This is a genomic window from Burkholderia cenocepacia (genome assembly GCF_014211915.1).
Lineage (GTDB): Bacteria > Pseudomonadota > Gammaproteobacteria > Burkholderiales > Burkholderiaceae > Burkholderia > Burkholderia orbicola.
In genome coordinates, this window is record NZ_CP060042.1 from 45,619 (window position 1) to 64,880 (window position 19,262).

At 63.1% G+C, this 19,262-nt stretch carries 18 protein-coding genes; 4 read left to right on the forward strand and 14 right to left on the reverse strand.

Translation table 11 applies throughout. From position 1 onward, the window contains the following. Positions 1-96 precede the first annotated feature (96 nt). The 7 genes from SY91_RS34315 to SY91_RS35405 all read right to left on the reverse strand — a co-directional run bounded on the left by SY91_RS34315 (position 97) and on the right by SY91_RS35405 (position 2,745). Positions 97-297, reverse strand: a complete 201-nt coding sequence (locus tag SY91_RS34315; RefSeq protein ID WP_185921524.1) for a hypothetical protein — start codon at positions 295-297, stop codon at positions 97-99. A gap of 48 nt (positions 298-345) precedes the next feature. Continuing rightward, positions 346-705 carry a hypothetical protein gene (locus tag SY91_RS34320; protein ID WP_260632536.1) on the reverse strand — a complete coding sequence of 120 codons (360 nt, stop codon included), beginning with the start codon at positions 703-705 and terminating at the stop codon, positions 346-348. Between the two features lie 79 nt (positions 706-784). Next, entirely contained in the window at positions 785-925 is a 141-nt protein-coding gene (locus SY91_RS34325; protein ID WP_185921525.1) for a hypothetical protein, read from the reverse strand. Positions 926-1,006: 81 nt separating this feature from the next. Next, entirely contained in the window at positions 1,007-1,417 is a 411-nt protein-coding gene (locus SY91_RS34330) for a type II toxin-antitoxin system VapC family toxin (protein WP_011695140.1), read from the reverse strand. Beyond that, positions 1,414-1,656: an AbrB/MazE/SpoVT family DNA-binding domain-containing protein gene (locus SY91_RS34335; RefSeq protein WP_011695139.1), complete on the reverse strand. Its 243-nt coding sequence runs from the start codon at positions 1,654-1,656 to the stop codon at positions 1,414-1,416. The genes SY91_RS34330 and SY91_RS34335 overlap by 4 nt, the downstream gene beginning before the upstream one ends. A gap of 121 nt (positions 1,657-1,777) precedes the next feature. Continuing rightward, the gene (locus tag SY91_RS35400) at positions 1,778-2,002 is read right to left on the reverse strand and encodes a hypothetical protein (protein ID WP_260632537.1); all 225 of its coding nucleotides are present in this window, start codon (positions 2,000-2,002) and stop codon (positions 1,778-1,780) included. 251 nt (positions 2,003-2,253) lie between these two features. After that, positions 2,254-2,745, reverse strand: a complete 492-nt coding sequence (locus SY91_RS35405) for a hypothetical protein (protein ID WP_260632538.1) — start codon at positions 2,743-2,745, stop codon at positions 2,254-2,256. Positions 2,746-3,264: 519 nt separating this feature from the next. Here SY91_RS35405 and SY91_RS34345 point away from each other — a divergent pair. From SY91_RS34345 to trfA, 3 genes are all read left to right on the forward strand, one after another. Continuing rightward, positions 3,265-3,936 carry an AAA family ATPase gene (locus SY91_RS34345; protein ID WP_011695137.1) on the forward strand — a complete coding sequence of 224 codons (672 nt, stop codon included), beginning with the start codon at positions 3,265-3,267 and terminating at the stop codon, positions 3,934-3,936. After that, a complete protein-coding gene (locus tag SY91_RS34350) occupies positions 3,936-4,901 on the forward strand; it encodes a ParB/RepB/Spo0J family partition protein (RefSeq protein ID WP_185921526.1) in 966 nt (321 codons plus the stop codon). Before SY91_RS34345 ends, SY91_RS34350 begins: the two co-directional genes overlap by 1 nt. 725 nt (positions 4,902-5,626) lie before the next feature. Beyond that, the gene (gene trfA / locus SY91_RS34355; RefSeq protein ID WP_006482109.1) at positions 5,627-6,484 is read left to right on the forward strand and encodes a plasmid replication initiator TrfA; all 858 of its coding nucleotides are present in this window, start codon (positions 5,627-5,629) and stop codon (positions 6,482-6,484) included. A gap of 988 nt (positions 6,485-7,472) precedes the next feature. Here the strand turns inward: trfA and SY91_RS34360 are convergent. From SY91_RS34360 to SY91_RS34390, 7 genes are all read right to left on the reverse strand, one after another. Further along, complete coding sequence (locus tag SY91_RS34360; protein WP_185921527.1) at positions 7,473-10,622, reverse strand: error-prone DNA polymerase; 3,150 nt, start codon at positions 10,620-10,622, stop codon at positions 7,473-7,475. Positions 10,623-10,627: 5 nt separating this feature from the next. Beyond that, positions 10,628-12,106 carry a Y-family DNA polymerase gene (locus tag SY91_RS34365; protein ID WP_185921528.1) on the reverse strand — a complete coding sequence of 493 codons (1,479 nt, stop codon included), beginning with the start codon at positions 12,104-12,106 and terminating at the stop codon, positions 10,628-10,630. After that, a complete protein-coding gene (gene imuA / locus SY91_RS34370) occupies positions 12,027-12,743 on the reverse strand; it encodes a translesion DNA synthesis-associated protein ImuA (RefSeq protein WP_011695132.1) in 717 nt (238 codons plus the stop codon). The genes SY91_RS34365 and imuA overlap by 80 nt, the downstream gene beginning before the upstream one ends. A gap of 73 nt (positions 12,744-12,816) precedes the next feature. Beyond that, entirely contained in the window at positions 12,817-13,728 is a 912-nt protein-coding gene (locus SY91_RS34375; protein ID WP_011695131.1) for an SOS response-associated peptidase family protein, read from the reverse strand. A 696-nt stretch (positions 13,729-14,424) separates the two neighbouring features. Further along, a complete protein-coding gene (locus tag SY91_RS34380; protein WP_011695130.1) occupies positions 14,425-15,327 on the reverse strand; it encodes a hypothetical protein in 903 nt (300 codons plus the stop codon). 435 nt (positions 15,328-15,762) lie between these two features. Next, positions 15,763-16,245, reverse strand: coding sequence for a hypothetical protein (locus SY91_RS34385; protein WP_260632539.1), 483 nt, complete (start codon positions 16,243-16,245; stop codon positions 15,763-15,765). A 145-nt stretch (positions 16,246-16,390) separates the two neighbouring features. Next, a complete protein-coding gene (locus SY91_RS34390) occupies positions 16,391-18,082 on the reverse strand; it encodes a phage integrase family protein (RefSeq protein ID WP_011695127.1) in 1,692 nt (563 codons plus the stop codon). 365 nt (positions 18,083-18,447) lie between these two features. Between SY91_RS34390 and SY91_RS34395 the strand changes: the two genes are divergently transcribed. Continuing rightward, positions 18,448-19,233 (forward strand): SDR family NAD(P)-dependent oxidoreductase, encoded by a 786-nt coding sequence (locus tag SY91_RS34395; RefSeq protein ID WP_185921536.1) that lies wholly within the window; start codon positions 18,448-18,450, stop codon positions 19,231-19,233. Positions 19,234-19,262 lie beyond the last annotated feature (29 nt).

Here is a 19,262-nt window from a genome sequence, read left to right on the forward strand (position 1 = left end):
GGGGTTTTCAAGCATTAAACGCAATGCCGATAAGAGGAGTTATCGGCATTGAAAACGCGCCACAAAAACCCGGCCGCAGCCGGGTTCGCCAGTCGCTTAGGACCGCAGGATCAGGTACGCGGCGACGAACGGCATGTTCGCGGCGGCGATCGCCGCCAGCGGGTGAACCAGCCCGTAGCTCGCTGGCCACACGACCGAGAGCCCGCGGTCGACGCACGCCAGCGCGATCAGCGTCGCTCCGGCCGCCACGCCCCTGCCCCACCCGCCTTTCTTGAACTGCCAGGCTGTCAGATTCATTGTCGAGATCCTCTGGATTCACACGATGGATGCTATCGTGCCGGCCGCTCACGCAGCGGGCTCGCCGTCCGGCAGTTCGGGGTCCGGCAGGAACGACACCTGTCCGGGCGGGATGACGAAGCTCGGCAACCAGTCGTCGAGCGCCGTACACACGCGCTCGTAGGCCGCGTCGAGCCCGGAACCCTCCGGTGCGTTGGGGGCGTCCGGAAACAGGCGCCGGCCGGTCTCGATCATGTCGTCATCGAGGAAGCCGTACCGCCCCTTTTGCAGCATGGTCCACAGCGCATCGTAGCGCTCGGCCTCGAGGGACATCAGACCGACCGACATCGCGTCGGCGATCCGGAATTTCATGTAGCCGATGCACCACTCGAGGAACATCTGCTGGACAGCCGTCATCGGCGTTGTCACTTCGCCATCTCCTTCGCCACGCACACGTCTCGCAGGACCGCCATCGGCATACCTGATGCGCCTGGCCGTCGGCCGGCGCTTATTGCTCGCCCCGGGACGCGTTGACCGTGCACACGATGCACGCGGCGAACGTTACTACCGCCGGTACGTTCCAGCCGAGCGCGAGGCACCCGACAGTCAATGAAAGGGCAAAAACCGCCGCACCGCTGAATCCGTTCATCCCCCGCTCCTATTCTGTTCTCAGGCGCACTGCCGTGCGTCGGTGGCGCCCATCGCGCCCCCCGGTGGCCGCCATGCCGCGTTACGTTGCCGATCGCAGCCAGTTTTCGACCGGGAGCCCGGCGACTCGGGTGAATTCAGCCGTGTTGTCGGTGACCAGCACGGCGTCGACGGCCAGCGCGTGAGCGGCGATCAGCATGTCGTTGGCGCCGATCAGCTGCCCTTGCTTTTCGAGCTCGGCCCGCAGCCGCCCGTAGCAGCGGTCCGCGTCGGGCTGCAGCGGCAACACGGTCAAGCTCGCGAGCAGTTGCTCGACGCGCTGCGCGAGCGTTGACGAGCCGCGCTTCCAGACGCCGAATCGCAGTTCCGCAGCGACGACGATCGAGGTGCACACTTGCTCCGGCGGGGTCTCTCCAATCCGCGTGGCGCATGCGCCGCGCGGGTCGCGGATCACGTTCGACAGTATGTTGGTGTCGAGCAAATACAGCGTCATTCGATGTCCACCGGCTCAGGCGGAAGGTCCTCGATGTCCGGAAAGGTTTCGTCCAGCGGGGCCCATTGGGCGAACAGCTCACGCAAGGGTGCCGCTTCCACGGGTTCAATGATCAAGCGGCGGCCTTCCCGGTGGATGGTGACCTCCGAGACCGGCAGCTCGAATTCGCGCGGGATCCGCACGGCCTGGCTGCGCCCGTTGCGAAACAAGCGCGCGTGGCGGGCGTCATGGGTTGGCATGGGGTACCTCCAATTCAAACGGGATGGCATATGCCACAGCATATACAAGCCGACGCGAATTCGCAATGCGCTCATGTCGATGTCGGCGCATCGATCGATCGGTCTGTCTGCTTGGAGTAAATCACTTGCTGTTGCGGGCCCGTTTCAGTTCAAGTGGGTCTTCGCGGGTCACGGTCCGTGCAGGCTTGTCGGCGCGCAGCCCGCGAAACGACGGATGACGCAACTGTCCGGTCGGCGTCCACTCGAGAAACGCTACTTCGGCAACGAGCTCCGGCTTCAGCCAGTGGAACTCGCGATCGGCTTCGGGTTCCGGCGCGCGGACGAACGGCGAGCGCTGGCGGCCCAAGGATGAAAGGCGGTCTTCGAATTCCCGTGCCTAGCGGGGCGCGAAGCGCGGCGCGACGTGTCCGACGTAACGCAGCTGTCCGCCCTCCTCGTACACACCGAGCAGAACCGCTCGCACGCCCCCGGTGGCGCCCTTACGGCGCGAAAATCCGCCAATGACGAACTCCTGGCGTTTACTGCATTTGAGTTTGATCCAGCGGTCCGATCTTCCTGAGCGATACGGCGCGTCCACCCGCTTGCCCATGATTCCCTCTAGGCCGAGGGCACACGCCGAGGCCAGCATGGCGTCAGGGTCGGCATCGATCGCCTCAGAGAAGCGCACCTCGTCCCGAGAATTTCGGCAACGAGCTTCGTCAGCGTGGCGCGGCGTTCACGCCACGTCCACGGCCGGAGATCATTGTTGTTAAGCCACATCAGGTCGAGGACGACAAGCGAAATCCCCGCAGTTCGACGTCTATCAAACGCATTCTGCAGGCCGTTGAAGTTTGGGCGCCCTTCTGTATCGAACCAGACGGCCTCCGCGTCAATCCATGCACGGTTGACCGGCAATCGTTCAAGGACGGACCTCAGGTGCGGTAGTCGGGCGGTCCAGTCGTGGCCGTTCCTGGTGAAGATTCGAACGTCACCAGCGTCGATACGCGCGAGCATCCGGTAGCCGTCGAATTTGATCTCATATCCCCACTCTCCCGACGTTGGGGGTTCTGCAGCAAGCACAGCAAGCGACGGCTCGATGAATTCCGGCATGCGTCCATTTCTGGCTACTGGCGTCCGGGCACGGATGCCGCGCTCACTTGTCCACCGCCCCATATGCCCTCCTCGCTTTGCAGGTATGTGGGCAATCTATATGCCCGTTGCATGGGGCATTTGACTAGGCCAGGCCGGTCTTGGCTCGATCCAAGATCGGCCGTACAGAGGGTGAATGCACTCTTCAGGGTCGGTGGCAAGCGTAACCACCCCAATCTCAATGAACTGCTTCCGTGGGATCTTGGCTCGAGCCAACCCTTGGACATCTTGTGAGACTCCCTATAGAAACCCGTCTTGGCTCGAGCCAAGACTGTTTAGAAGTGCGGTTCATTGCTAATCATCCAACATCGGATCTGCGATCTTGGCTCGGGCCAAGTCGGTGGCATTTTTGCTCCGAATCGTTGTTCCTTGACCACATTTTGTAAAGGTCACAAAAAAATATAGCTATTTGATTGACTTATTTTGACTGAAGAATAAAACTCCGATCGTTGAAACAAACACTTTCCAGTGGAGGATGAAATGGTCATAACGATTGGGGCGGAAAAAGGAGGTGTTGCTAAGACGCGGTTAGCAACGCACATTGCAGCCCTGGCTGCCGCGGAAGACGTGGATGTCGTTCTTCTGGATACTGATAAGCAGGGGTCTGCGATGAGTTGGTCGCGAATTCGAAACGAGGAGGGCGTTACACCTGCCATTCCAGTGCTCGCTCTCCCGGCTAATCCGGCCCGGGAACTGGCAAACCTTGCCAACAAGTACACCCTCGTCGTGGTTGACATCGGCGCGCAGAACTATCGGACGATGCTCGAATGCGCACTGTTATCCGATCTCGTGCTGGTCCCCTGCGGGCCTGATCAACAAGAAGTGGAGTCGACCCTGAATGTCTTCGCGACCCTTAAAGACATGGGGCCGCGGCACGAAAGCGGTGAGATTCCAGCATACGTGGTGCTCACTCGGGTGTCGCCGGTAGAAGGATCGAAGGCGACTGCGGAATTGCGGGCATATTTGAAAAGCGAAGACATTCGACTTTTCGATTCCCAGATTCCGCAGAGAGAAGCTTGGCGTGCGACCGGCAAGACCGGCAGGGCCGTTCATGAGCTGAAGGGCCGTGATCGGTCGAAGAAGGCGATCGATGAGATGGAGGCGGTCTATCGGGAAATCATTGAGCGGATCAACGGGGCGGAGGTCGAATAATGGCTACATTTCGGAAAAAAGCGGTAGCGGTCGAGAGGGTTGCCGCAGTGGAGGATGCAGCTTCGTCGGCTCCGATCGTCGGCGATCCGCGCATGGCGCCGTCGTTGGCGACTATCTCGCAGCTTAGGGGCGGAGAGGTTGGCTCGAGCCAAGGTGCCACGATGTACGAAATTGGGCAGACATATGAAGTTCCAATTGGCAAAATTAAATCAAATTCTGTCAATCCGAGAGCCATCTATACAGCTTCTGCTGTATCCGAGATGGCAGAGTCCCTAACGGCCCGCGGGCAAGGCCAATCGGCGAGCGCGTATGTCGATGAAGCAGGCGACATCGTGCTCATTGACGGAGAGAGGCGCCTTCGTGGTGCTCGAGCGGCCGGGCTGCCGACGTTGCGGGTAGAGATTCGTCCTAAACCAGCAAGTGAGCGGGAACTGTATGAGGAAGCGCGCGCTGCCAACGTGGAGCGTAAGGATCAAAGCCCGCTCGATGACGCGCTCAAGTGGAAAGAGCTGCTTTCGCGGAAGATTTATCCGACACAAGTGGCTTTGGCCAAAGCGCTCAATCTCGGGGAAGACCATGTAAGTCGGACTCTGTCGCTCGCTCAACTGCCAAGCAGGATTGTTCAAGCCGCCGCCGAGTATCCGGAACTTCTCTCTCTCAAAATGCTGAACGCAATTCGGGAGTTCTGGGAAGTGAAAGGGGAAGAGGAGACCCTCGAACTCGTCTTCGATGCTGCTAAGACCGGGATCGGGTACCGCGACGTCGCCGCTCGCAGAAAGGCTGCGGCAAAAGGGACGGTTAAGCGGCCGCGGTCTACGCGCGAGCAACTGTCGTTCCGTGGGGCAAAGGGAGAGTTCAAGTCGTTCGAGGAGGATGGCCGGATCGAGTTGAAGCTGAAGGGTTTGGCTCCGGACGTCGCGGCAGAGATCAGCGAAAAAATCTTGGCCCTTTTTCCAAAGGAATAGGGCGACTGTTAGACCGTGAAGAGTGTCTCCTGGATGACGCTGGAGGACATCGCTCACGTGACCGGGTAGGACACACGACTATCGGTTATGCAGCGATGGGAGCCAGCGTCACCTCGTATTTTGGACTCGTCTCTGGAGCGATGGAGGGTGGCGTTCTTCCAGCGATGCTCTATATGGGACGGGCATGAGCGTGAGAGTGTGTACTCACCTTGCTCGGGGGGCAGCTTGACGGTGTCGTGTCGTTCTTCCAGCGATGCTGATAGGGCGCGGTCGTTCCTCCAGCGATGGTCGAGATGCCCTTTCTGTCCTGTACTGTCGTTCTTCCAGCGATGATTTGCCATGCCGACGCTGCTCTGTTGGCGCATAGGTATCGTGCTTACAACGATGGATAGGTCGATTAGAAAAAGATTAAAAGAAGATTAGGCGCTGTGGACAACAGTGGTAGCGGATTGATTGTAAAGGCGTTTTTTGCAAGGGCCGCTCGCTGGAAGAACGATAGTGGCATCGCTGGCGATACGAGTGTTGCCTCGCTGGAGGCACGATTGACCACGCTGGAAGCACGATAGGGACATCACGCTGGAGGAACGAGGAACATCGCTGCAGTGACGAATGCGCCGTGGTACATCGCTGGAGGCACGATAGTCCCGTAGTTTTTTTGCTGAACCATCGCTGGAGAGACGAGACAAGGGTCTTGATGGCGCAATTCACGTACTTATACTTCTCGCATGGCAAATTCCATCGTCGACCAGGTGAAAGCGATCGCAGCACGCGCTAGCAGCGCGGGTGTGGAAACGCAATCTCATCCGACACAGATTCCACTGTGGCCGGCGAACGTTCGTGGGATGCCAAACGCCCTCGCGCGCTCGGCTCTGTTCAACGTGAACAAATCGAATGCGCCGCGTAGCCGAATGGAGAAGGCGCTGATCGCAAGCGTTGATGGCGTCGAAATTTCGTTTAGCGGGGAAGAGCTTAGACAGGACGACGCGGACGTCTTTCTTGAAGTACTTCACTTGGCCCGGGATACTCAGCTGAACGAGAAGGTGGAATTCACTGGCTACAGTGTGTTGAAGTCGCTTGGCTGGGGCACGTCGGTAAAGTGTTACGACAGGCTCGTGACGACGCTGGAGCGGCTGCAGGCGGGGCAAGTCAAGGTTCGCTTCACGGGCAATAAAAAGGGGTTTGTCGGGTCGCTGATCCGTAAATTCCTGTGGAAGGAAGGCACCGAAACGGGAACTGACGGGAAGACGCGATGGGTCGCGTACGTGGAACCCGAAATCGTTGCGCTATTCTCTGACGACGACTACACGCGGCTGGCCCGCGAGCAGCGTCAGCGACTGCGATATGAGTTGTCGAAGTGGTTGCATACGTACTACCACACGCATGCAGTGCCTTTCGCGCATTCCGTCCGTTTCCTTCATCGTCAGTGCGGTTCGCAGACGAAAGAGTTGTTCCACTTTCGCGCGAACTTGAAGAAGGCACTCGACGAGCTCGTGAAAGAAGGCTTCTTGGTCAGTTGGACCATTGATAAGTCTGACCTTGTGCATGTTGTACGAGCATCGTCACGCGGTGCTATAGCGGCCTGAAGTGCGAGTGGCAAAGGTAAACGGCTGCAATCGTAGTCCGACGAGGATCGCTGGTGTTGGTGGTCTGCTGTATTCGTGATGGATTAAGATCAAGAAGTAATCTTGCTTGCAAGCCCGGTTTTTTGCTTTTTTGCTCGTCCAAGGGAGCGCCAGACAAATGGGCGGTGGCCGATACGACCAAAGGTTGGTGGTAATACTGGCATGCATGGCAAGCTTCTCGGTATCAGCGGCTTCCGTGTGTCGATTGGGTCCTAATAGTGCTCGTCCGCCGTGGGCGCCTCGGATTGAGGCACCCTTTAAGGCTTTTCACATCGGCGATCCGCCGCATATGAAGCCAACTCCGTTTAAATTGAACGACGGGTTGTCGCCTTTACGCGCGAGGACTTGTATTGACGGCGCATCAAAGCCCATCTATCTGAACGTCGAAGCCCACGGAGAAACTGGCGTCATTGACGTTGCATCTGGGTCATGCCTGGATACGTTCGTTCCTAGGGCCGAGATTTCAAGCGGATGCGAGGGGGCTCCGAATTGCTCGTCGATTCATTGGGAGAATTGGTGTTACGAGGACGGGAAGCCGTCGTACATAGGATTTCAGGGCAATCTCTCAAATCGAGGGATGTACTATGTTGAATCGGCATCAGCCGATGACGCGACCGTGTTCGTTAGAGGCTCGGGTCGATTCCTTATTGATCGAGGTCGAATTGAGCGGACGTTTTTGCTGTCATCAGTGAAGTCTCAGCGGCTGCTCGTATGTTCGAATTTCCCTCGACTTGTTATATCTGTCTCGAGCGATCCTTTTGGACGTCATCAAAGTGGGCAGATGACCGCGTCCTCTACCTGTACCGCAGTCGAAGGAAATGCGGTGTGGGTACAGTCACCCGTTGAAGGCGCACATCTTCAATACAGCGGGACATATCAGTTGCTTAAGTCCGAAAAATGACCGGACTAGCTTCGTCAAGTCGCATTTGATTGAGCTTCCGTTCGTCGATCAACAGAACTCCCGCGCCGTGGTCGGCAGTGCACCGAGCAACTCGGTCCTGTCGACGAGTTTGCTCGCGATCAGGTGTCGCACTTTCCCTTCAGCCTGCCAGACGCCGTAGACCGCGAGCAACGCGGCGCCGAGCGCCTCCTTCCGAAACTTCTCCAGCAGGCCGGGCCAGAGGATCACGTTGACTTGGCCCGTCTCGTCCTCGAGCGTCATGAACAGGACGCCGTTCGCCGTGCCCGGACGTTGCCGAACGGTGACCAATCCGCACGCGCGCGCGAGCTGGCCGCTGCGCAATGTCGCCAGCTGCTCGGCCGACTGCAGGCGATCGAGCGCGAGGCGATCGCGCAGTAGCGCCAGGGGATGCCGGCCGAGCGTGAAGCCCATCGCTCGATAGTCCGTCACGATCTCGTGGCCCTCCGATGCTTGAGGCAGCGCCGGCACCGCGTCATCGCGTTCGGTACCGCGCAGCAGATCTCGATCAGGCACGGCAGCGGCCGCGAGCCAAAGCGCCGCGCGTCGGTTGCCGCCGGCGAGCGAGCGAAGGGCGTTCGCGCGTGCGAGCACCTGCAGGTCGTGCCGATCGAGCCGCGCGCGGCGCGCGAGGTCCGCGACGTCGACGAATGGCCACGCTGCGCGTGCGAGCTCGATGCGGCCGGCGACGTCCTCGCGCATGCCGCGCAACAGCGAGAAGCCGAGGCGCACGGGTGCCGAAGTCGTCGGCCCTTCGATCGTTGAATCCCATGTGCTCACGTTGACGTCGACAGGCAGCACCTCAACGCCGCGGCGTCGCGCGTCCTGCAGCAGCTGCGAGGGCGTGTAGAAGCCCATCGGCTGGCTGTTGAGCAGGGCGGCCAGGAACACAGCAGGTTCGTGTCGACGCAGCCAGGCGCTCGAGTAGACGAGCAGCGCGAAACTGGCCGCGTGGCTTTCCGGGAAGCCGTACTCGCCGAAGCCTTTGATCTGCGCAAAGATGGATTCCGCGAACTCGCGGTCGTAGCCGCGCTCGAGCATGCCGCTCACGAGACGCTCGTGGTACGGCTCCAGTCCACCCTTGCGCTTCCATGCCGCCATCGCGCGGCGCAGCTGGTCGGCTTCGCCGGCGGAGAAGCCGGCCGCCAGCATCGCGACCTGCATCACCTGCTCCTGGAAGATCGGCACGCCGAGCGTGCGCGCCAGTGCCTTCTCCATGCTTTCCGACGGAAACGTGACGGGCTCCAATCCTTGGCGCCGGCGCAGAAACGGATGCACCATCCCACCCTGCACCGGGCCCGGCCGCACGATCGCGACTTCGATCACCAGATCGTAGAAGCACTGCGGCCGCAGGCGCGGCAGCATCGACATCTGCGCGCGCGATTCCACCTGGAACACGCCCATGCTGTCGCCGTCGCACAGCATGTCGTAGGTCGCCTTGTCCTCGGCCGGGATGTCCTGCAGTTCGAACGTCTCGCCTCGTTTTTCGGAAATCATGTCGAGCGCGCGGCGCACCATCGACAGCATTCCGAGGGCTAAGCAATCGACCTTCAAGATGCCGAGGGCCTCGATGTCGTCCTTGTCCCACTGGATGATCGAGCGGTCCTCCATCGCTGCATTCTCGACCGGTACGAGTCGGGTGAGCTTGCCGCGGCTGATCACGAAGCCGCCCGAGTGTTGCGACAGGTGCCGTGGGTAGCCGAGCAGCTGCGCGGCAAATCCGGCCCACTGCTGGTTCAGCGGCGCTCCGGGATCTAGGCCGGCCTCGGCAAACCGCTGCAGCAGATCGGCGCGCGAGTCGAACCAGTGATGCTGCTTTGCCACTCGCTCGACGATCGCCGGATCCACGCCGAGCGCCTTGCCGGCTTCCCGCAACGCGCTGCGCGGCCGGTACGTCGTGACGGCGGCCGTCAGCGCTGCGCGATCGCGGCCGTACTTACGGTAGATATACTGCATAACGATTTCGCGTTTTTGATGCTCGAAGTCGACATCTATGTCCGGTGGACTATTGCGTTCTTTGCTGATGAAGCGCTCGAACAGCATCGATTGTCGTGACGGGTCAACTTCGGTCACGCCAAGGCAATAGCAGACCGCCGAGTTGGCCGCCGAGCCGCGTCCCTGGCACAAGATTCCTTGCTCGCGCGCGAACTGCACGATGTCGTAAACGGTCAGGAAATACGCCTCGTAATGCATGTCCGCGATCAGCTGCAGTTCGTGCTCGATCTGCGCCTGGACGTCGACCGGGATGCCGGCGGGGAAGCGCCGCCGCGCGCCGATGTAGGTCTGCTCGCGCAGGTACGTCGCCGGGTCAGTGCCGGCCGGTACCAGTTCGTCGGGATACTCGTATTTGAGGTCGTCGAGCGAGAACGTGCAGCGCCGCGCGACGCGTACGGTTTCCTCGAGCGCGCCGGCGGGATAGAGGTTGGCGAGCCGCAGGCGCGATCGCAGGTGACGCTCCGCGTTCGGTGCGAGCTCGTACCCGCACTCCGTTACCGGTCGGCCGACGCGAATTCCCGTCAGCACGTCTTGCAGCGGCTTGCGCGACCGAACGTGCATCAGCGGCCAGCTGGTGGCCACCACAGGCACGCCGTGGCGTGCGGCGACGCGTTCAATGACACCGCGATGGATATCGTCCATCGCACGCGCATGCAGCGTGAGCGCGACCCATGCGCGATCGCCGAACACGCGCGCGAACCATTCGACTTGCGCGTCCAGGCGCTGCTCGTTGGCCGGGAAGTCGGGCGACAGGATCGCGATGCAGTCGGGCAGGTTCCGGAGGTGGGTGTACGGCGTTTCCGGATGCTCGAGATCAAGCGGCGCTAGGCGGTACGTGCCTTTCATGCTGCGCATCCGGCCAAGCGAAATGAATTCGCAGAGGTTGCCGTAACCGTCGCGATTCATCGCCAGCGCGGTGAAGGCGAGCGCGGGCGAGCCGTCGGCGGCCGTCAGCCGGAAGTGCGAGCCGATGATCAGCGGCATGTTCGCCGCCTTCGCTTCGACGTGGGCGCGCACGACGCCGGCGAGCGAGCACTCGTCGGTGATTGCGATCGCGCTGTACCCGAGCTGCGCCGCGCGCGCGACGTATTCCTCCGCGCGCGATGCACCGTGCAGGAACGAGAAATCGGAGGCGACCTGAAGTTCCGCGTATGCGGGCAGGGCGCCGAAACTGCCGGCGTCCATGACGATCAGCCGAAGAGGCCGTGAAGGAAAAAGCGGGATTCGCTTTCGTCACTGGCCGTCGGCCGCTCCTTGTAGATCCAATAGCAGACGCCGTGGTCGTCCTCGGCAACGAAGTAGTCGCGCGTCACGGTCTGCCCGTCCTGCCAGCCGCCTTCGATGCGCTCGCCGGGCGATACCATGCGCAGCGGCGTGCCGTAGAACGGCCGATGCTGGCGCGTGAGCAGCGGTACAGGCTTGGCAAGCAACCAGGCCGGGCGCGGCAGATCCGCCGGCAGCGGCGACGGCTTCGGCGCGTCGCGCATCGGCACCCATCGCGCGGCCGGCTCCGGACGGTAGTCGGCCATGGGAGCCGGGACGAGCACGTTCTCGGCGCCGAGCCGTGCGGTCAGCAGTTCGAGCAACCGCGCGTGATCCTGCGGCGTGCCGCCGGGCTCCGGGAACAGCGAGTCGCTCGGCGCGGCCGCTTCCTGCACGCTGCGGGCGACCAGGCGCACCGCAATCACGGGCCCGGCGAGCTCGACGTGGCCGAGCCGCTCCTTGACCAGTCGCGTCAGGTGTTCCTCGAAGCGGGTAGGGGCGCCCAATGCGATCTCGATCTCGGTCGGCGCGATCGCGTCCCGCCCGCGCTCGTGCTCGAGCAGCAGCGCGAACGCGGCGACGTCCAGTTGCTTCGCGGTGAGCAAGCCGGTCAGCTGCAGGATCAGCCGGCGCGCGACGAACAGCAGCGCCTCGGCGTGTTCGACGCGATCCATCAGTTCAACACGCGTGTCGAACGACGGCGGCATTTCGAGCCAGTCGTAGGCGGCCGGCGCGGTGCCGGCGACGTGATCGAGCCAGTCGAGCAGATGCGTGCCGCAGCGCTTTTTCAGTCCGGCGCGTGGCAAGCGCTGCAGATCGGCCAGCGTTTCGCAGCCGAGATCCTCAAACCAGTTCGCGTAGCGCCGCGCGTCCGGCGCCACGACGAGCGGCGCGCGCGCGAGCGCGCGGCGCAGCGATCGGGCGGACAGCGCGAGGCCGCCGCGCAGGCCGCGGGCAACGACCCACGCGGCCGGGCCCGACGACGCGACGGATATCGCCGCGGTGACGCCGAACGACGCGACGACGTCGCGCACGCGCTGGCGCAGCGCGCGGATGCCGTGGAAGAGGCGCAGGCTCGCCGTCACGTCGAGCAACACCACGGCTTCGTCGGCGTCGACGACGTTTGGCGTAAATTGGAGGAGCGCATATGCAACCCCGAGCACGAGCTCGCGCTCGCGCGCGGCGTCGCGCTCGCGGATCTGCGCGTCCGGCGCGAGGGACAGCACGCCACCGCGGCGCATGCCGGCGACCACGCCGAGCGCACGCGCGGCGCGATCGAGCGCCACGACGCGGCCGCCCTCGAGCACGACGAGTCCGCGCGCATCGTCAGGCGACGGCACCGGCGATCGCGGCCGGAACACTTCTAGGGTCAGATGGCATAAATGCACGCCGAGAAAGACTGCCATGGCGGTTCAACAAAATCGGCGAGGGGGACAGGGGAACGAACAGCGGCGTGTCGCGTGCCGGCCCGCGGCGCTTCACGAACGTTATGTCGATGCCGTCACGCTTGGGCGCCAGCGCGAGCCTCAAAGGCGCCGGCGACGCGTCGCGCGCGGCGGCCGTCGGCCGGAAGAGGTAGAACAGCGCCTGGCAGCTCTGCGCCGCGAGGTTGAGTCGCCGCAATGCGTCCGCACGGACATGCGGCTGCCAGAGCAGCACGGCAGCGCAGGTGCCGGCGCGCAGCGCCTGTTCGGCAGCCCACAGCGCGTCGGCCGTGCGCGGCGCCGGCAGCGTCACGAACCCGGACGGGTCGATGCCCCAATACGCGAGCGCCAGCGGTTGCAGAGCGTGCGGCGGCTGGATCAGCATGACCGGCTTGCCGGCCGCGCGCGAGAGCACCGGCGCCAGCAGCCGCAGCTCGCCGATGCCAGGCTGTGGCGCGAGCAATTCGATCAGCGCGCCGGCTGGCCAGCCGCCGCCGGGCAGTTCGGCCGTCAGTTCCGGATGGCCCGTGTCGACGCCGCGCACGCTCGAGCGTGCCAGCTGACTGGCGCGCCAAAGGGCCGGATGTATGGCTTCAGGATGGGCGAGGGCGGGGTGCATGGGGTCGGTTACGCAAAATACTGTATGTTTGTACAGTATATGACAGAGATAACCGCCCCTCCAACCCCCGCGTTTACGCTGCGAGCTGGTGCTCGTAGTACGGCCGCTCGCGGTCGGCCAGGATCTCGCGTAGCTGCGCACGCCGGGACGGGTCCGGTGCGAGCCAGGCGTCGACGTTCGAGGACTTGATCGGCACGATGCATCGGTCGTGGCCAGCTGCAGCCACTTCCGGCGGTGGGTCGTCGGTGATCGCCGCGAACGACCATAAGTCGCCGCCGCCCGGGATCTCGGTGCGCGTCCACAGGCAGGCGACCTGCATGTATTGCGGCGGCGTCGGGTCGAAGCGAAGCACGACATTCTGGCCGTCGCGCTTCACGTTTTCGAAAAAAGCGTCGACGAGCAAGAGGCCATGCGTGAAACCGAAGACCTTGCGCCAGGCGGTACTGAGCGAATCGGCCCTCGCGTTATAGCTTCCGTTCTTTTGCTTCTCGTCCGCTTCGCTCCAGCCCGGTATACGGCATCGATACCGCATCGGCACGACCATGCGCTTGCCGTCGACCTCGATCAGCACGGGTGCATACCAGCCGGGGAAGATTCGCGAATCACGCTCCTGCAGGTCCTGCCGGCGGAGATCGTCGAGCCCGCGCGTCGCCGCATCGATCTTGTCCGTGGCGATCCGAACGTCCTCGCTCGCCTTCTTCGTGATCTTCACGGCGAGCTTCTTCTCGGCCGCGGCGAGCCGCGCTCGCTGCTCGAACAGTTCGGTCTCCAGCTTCCGTGTTCGCTGGCTTCGATACGCAGCGATCGCGGCCGAGATTTCATCATCGACACCAGCGAATGCTGCGTCGACCGCTTTCGGGATCTTGATGTCGGCGCCGGATGCGCGCGCGAAAAAGATGCGCCGGAACGTCTCGATGTCCATGTCGGCGCCGTAACGTCGGACGTACTCTCGATAGTTCGCCTGGATCTTGGCCGAGTAGCACATCGTCGTCTCCCATAACCATTGCTCTTCCAACAGAGTATCGCGCTCAGGCACGGGCTGAACAGAATTGTGCGGATTCCACGAGGGTTGAGGGCGGCCCCGTTCTTGTAGACATGGGGGCATGGAGTGGCAGGGGAAAATTTCGGCGGGGGCGATCCGCTTGACCGTTAGTTGCGTAATCAGATTGTCCCCCCTCTCTGAAAGCTAAGCTGCCGGGGATAGTCGACGGTGCTTGCGGGCAGCCGGGCGCGCACGCGCGCGCGCTGATTTCGGGGTGCGGCTCTGACGCGCCCCGAAATCTTTTGTCGCGCCGTTAGCGGTGCGGCGGCCAGCGGCCGCCGTAGCGCTTACGGCCTGCCGGTGGAAAGCGCGTGCAGCCCGTGGGGGTTTCCTGCCAAGCGGGCGGAGCCCGCGTGATACCGCGGCATAGCCGCGGCTGGATTTGGAGGGGTAGGTAGGATCTGTGTCCTGAATAAGAGCCGACACTTAAATACGATCGGACCCGACATTTAAATGCTTTTATCCACAGCGCTGCACGCGGCGATCGCAAAATCGTGCAATCGCCGGCGCTTTTTCCGCCTGCAGGGCCCCGCGCGCGCGCGGGAAATGCCGGCAAATCGGCCATCCGGACGTGCGGGTGCCTCGCTTGCGCGATAGGGGGAAGGTGGTCAGGTTAGAGAACCGGCCGCAGCGCGCCGGCTAAACGGAATCGCCGGGTGGGGCGAGCTGCCGCCGAGCGGCGGCATAGAGGGTGTCCCGATCCCAGTCCGGGTGCGCGTGCAGCAGTTCGCCGACACGCAGCTTGATCGCACGGTCAAGGTCGGCCGCATCGCGCTGTGCGGCATCCGCTGCTGCAGCCTGGCGCCGGGCGCGTGCCTCGATGCCGGCGAGTTGCTCGACGAGCTGCGCGCCCAGCGCCGAACCCTGCTGCGTTCGCTTGCGCTGCTGGTTCGCGCGGCGCTGTGCACGCAGGTGCGCGCGCGTGCGTTCGTGCCGCAGCCATTTGCCGAGCCCGAACGCCTCGAAGAGCGTCGACGTCAGATACTTGATCGACGCGACGCCCTTGTACCGCACCCCTTGCTCGGTTTCCTCGAGTTCGCACTGGCGCCGCACCTTCACCAGCCGAGCCTTCTGCAGGTCGCGCAGCGCGCGCTCGGCACGGCGCTCCGACAGGCCAGCCTGGGCCGCCAGGTACGGCAGCGTGAAATCGATCCAGCCAGCCGCGCCCGGCACACCGATGCGCATCGTGCGCAAGTCGCAATACTTGATCATCGCGCGCGCGAGCTGCACGCACGCGAGACGTCGCTCGCTGCGCTGCTGCCGATGGCTGCCGTTCGCCGCGTTCAGCTGCGCGAGCCACTGCGCGGGCTTGTCAAGGTAGCGCGACAGGCGAGTCTTGAGCTCGCGCAGAATCCGCGGTGCGTTCGCCGGCGCCGGCGACGGGATGTCGTCGGGCCACACGCGCTCGGGCAGCACCGTCTTGGCGACGCGCATGCGGTGCGCGCCGATCGGCGCGGCCGCAGCCGTCGGCTGATCAGGCGCGCCCACGCCGACAGGATTGGACCGGTCGGGCAGAAGCGGATCGAGGAAAGGGAAATTCACGCGCGAACCTATCGGCAGCCGCGCTCCCTGTCGATCGACGTCGATCGATCGGATGTTCGTGAATGTGTTGTCCGGTGTCGGCAACGACAGTCGTCGACGGCCCCTGCTGGCGCAGTGCGCTGCGCGTCTCGGGAGTATTTCCCGCCCTCGGTCTTTCGATTCATCTGGCGCTCAATTTATGATGGTTGTGGTCACACAGATGTCGCTTGACAGCGAAAAGAGCTTCGATAGAATCGGCTTCGTTGTGGTGTTGCCGATTGCTCTTTCTCCGTCGCGCTTCATCTTGAAGAGCCCCCGTCCGTCAACGGGGGTTTTTCATTTGTGCGGACGATTTCCGTTAAGCGACGTCGTGCCGATTAGGCGAGCTGCGTCGACTGTTCGGCCAGTAGTGCACGGTAAGGCGCGGACCTCGCGTCACGCGAAATCCAGCCGGCACTACCTGGCCCGAGAGGTGCAGCGTGAACTCACCGCGGGGGGCGATGCGCGCAGCGAGACGAATCTCCTCGTGCCACGCTTCGTTGTAGTCGTCCGGGATCCGCGTCCGCCCCCGAAGGCGTGCCACATCACCAGCACCATGCCGCTGAAGCCGATCGCGGTCCAAGCAAGGCCGTCGACCACAGCACGCAGTTCGGTTTCGCTGGCGTTCAGGATTTGATGCGCGAGATGCGCGAACCCGGCCGGATTGGTTGCCCATGACAGGCCCGCGAAGGCGAAGATCGCGAGCGGTATGCACAGTGCGGTGTACGCGAGCTGGCACAGCACGGCGCCGGCATAGCTGAGGATCGACGCGACACGCAGATCCCATTGCCGCTCCTGCGCGAGTTCGTGCTCGATGCGACGGACGACGTGCTCGGGCACTTCAGCCGCCGGCACATCATTGAGCCGTAACTCCCAAACAGTGGCCTCGGTTATCGTCACGGAGGGTCGGTCAACCGCCTGCTGCCGGCGCCATCGATTTGTCGCTTTGAGAGGGTCGGCCGGGATTCGTGAAATTTTCGCCAAAATTGCCTTATCCAACTGATCTATAAGGGGAATTTCGCCCCTCGATCGAGTCGGCCGTACGCTAGACTTTGCGTGCCTCAAATGCCTGATCGAACTGCCGCGCCCGCCGGATCTCATCGCCGTGCAGGTAGGTCGACGTCGTCGAGATCGACGCATGACGGAGATTGTCGCGCACCATGATCAGCTCGGAGCCACGGGCCAGCGCGTGCGTCGCGTGTGTGTGCCGCATCCAGTGTGGGCTTGCGCGCCGAAGCTTCTCGGCCGTTGCGGGCCGTTCATCCTGGATCGCGTCGGCCGCAAACCGAAAGAAGCGCCGCAGCACGCGCCAGAGCCGTGTACTCTCGATGCCGGCGCCGTCCTCCTCGAGGTTCGCGACCAGCGGTGTGGCTGGGTCCCAGCGGGACGGCGTCACCGGCAGCCCTCGCTGTACGAGAGACTGATCGAGCGCGGATCGCGCCAGCGCAGGCAACGCCACCTTGCCGAGTTTGCCGCCCTTGCCGATTACGTGCAGCCAGTGATCGCCATGTTCGTCGCGCCGGATGTCGCCGAGTGTGGCGCCGACGAGCTCACTGGCACGCAGGCCGGTCGCGTAACCGAAGTCGAGTAGGAAGCGCAGACGGTGCGCGGCCGGCGCGCCCCAGCCATACGACCACTCCAGCCCGTCAGCCAGTGCGCGGATCAACAGCCACTCGCCTTCGGTGAAGCCACGGGCAACATCCAGCCCCGTACGCGCCGCGGCACCGCGCACCTTGACGCCCGCAAACGGATTCGCCAGCACATAGCGCTGCTCGACCAGCCAGCGGAACATCGCCGACAGGACCGTGAGCGCATACGCTGCCGAACGTGCCGACAGTGGGCCGCTGAACGGACGCCATTCGACACTGTGCCGCGGCCGCGACGGTCCGACCCAACGCTCGCGTGGCGTTGGTCGCCGCAAGAAACCGCGATAGGCGATCGCATCGTCGGTCGTCAGCGACGACAACGGCCGGCCGCGTTCGACAATGGCCCACAGGATCAGCCGCTCGGCCTCTTTCCGATAGGCGCGCTGGGTAGCTGCCGACTCGTGAAGCGAAAGCCAGGACTGGATGGCCTCATAGTCGTTCGACGCGCTCAGCAGACAGGCCACCTGCGGTGCCCGGAACTGCCCGCGCGATCCGTCGACCTCATGCGGCACGCGAATCTGCTCCCACGGCACGATGACGCTGGATGGTGCAGAGGCGATCAACTCGCGTGCCCGTTCGGTCAGCGCCGGATGCGCGGCGAAGAACGCTTCGACATGCCGCGCGCCGGCGACGCCGAGACCGTCGATCGCTGACCACCAGCGGCGGCGTCGCGGAATCCGTACGGTCAGGTCCGCGAGCGTTCGGATGCCGTGGGCCCGCAGGGCCGCGACGACGCGTGGCGGTAACCATGCGCCGATTTCGTCCGAGATGTGCGGCTCGGGCACGGGGAGATGACGCAGCGCGTCTATCGCCCGGGCAACGACGTCCGCCGATGCGTTTGAGGGACGGTCGACGAACGCAGCAGCGAGATCTTCCCGGTGACGCACTCGCGCGTACGCGACGAGCCGCCGGCGAATTCGGCCGAGGATGCTACGCGACGACGCGCCGGATGCCCGCCGGTCGCCAAGATAGCGGGCAACAGCGGCACGCGCGTGCAGCCCGGCGTACCAGCTGCGCAGTGCCGCAAGCTCCGCTTCGTCAGGGAAGGCGTGCTTGATCTCGTCGACGGAGCGGGTCTCACGCGTTTTCATGATCGCCAGTTTAGATGCATTTCGATGATGGGCAGATAATAACTCTTATCAGTCCAGCATCGTGCGTACACGTATGCTCGCTTTTCAGTCGCGCTCGTTACTCGGCCAGTACCCGCGGAATTGGCTAGCTTTATCGGCTCAACCCGCTTTGCCCCAAGGAAACAGATGCCGACGCGCAGGAAGCGCCGACTGAACCACCGAGTCGACACGGTGAGCGGGCCCTGAGATGGACACGCATTGACTGAGTCGCTTCGGTGCGGATTCAACAGCAAATCCTGAGGACTTGACAGGCCCAAAAGTCCCGACTAGGATTCAACCAACTAGTTGGTAGGTAAAAACTCAAAACAGGAGGTTCTATGCAAGGCATGCAATTTGAGGGTCGCAAACTCTTGGTGGTCGGCGGGACGAGCGGCATCGGCCTTGAAACTGCCCGGATGGTCGCCGAACAAGGTGGTACCGTAGTCGTCGTGGGCAGTCGAGCAGAAAAGGCTGAGGCGGCTCGTGAGCAACTGGCGGCAATCGCTGGAGAAGAGCGGGCGATCGCCCTTACGGCGGATCTCTCCGATTTCGCCAGCGTACAAACGCTCATCGCCAAACTGGCGCAGGAACACAGCAACATCGACCTGCAGGTGAATGCCGCCGGGATCTATTACCCGAAGGCTTTCCTCGAGCATGCGCCGGCGGACTACGACAATTTTCTCAGCTTGAACCGTGCGCTCTTCTTCATTACCCAGCAGGTTGCGGCGTCGCTGGTCGCTCGAAAGGCGCAGGGTTCGATCGTGAATGTGACGGCTGTCGCCGCTAGGCAGGCCGTCGAAACCATCGCAGCCTCGGCCTATTCGATGGCCAAAATTGGCCTGGACGCGCTGACACGGCACGCTGCAGCGGAATTGGCCGAACACGGTATCCGCGTCAATGCCGTCAGCCCGGGCATCGTGGAGACCCGGATCTTCGAACGGTTCATTCCCGGCGAGCAGTTGGATGGCGCACTGAAAGACTTCAATAATTTCCACCCCCTCGGGCGAAACGGCACGCCGCGCGACGTTGCGGAGGCGATCGTTTTCCTCCTTTCGGACAAGGCCTCTTGGGTCACCGGCGCGGTCTGGGATGTGGACGGCGGTGTCATGGCGGCTCGCAAACTCGGAAAGTAATTTTCCACAACGCATTGACAGGGTGAATT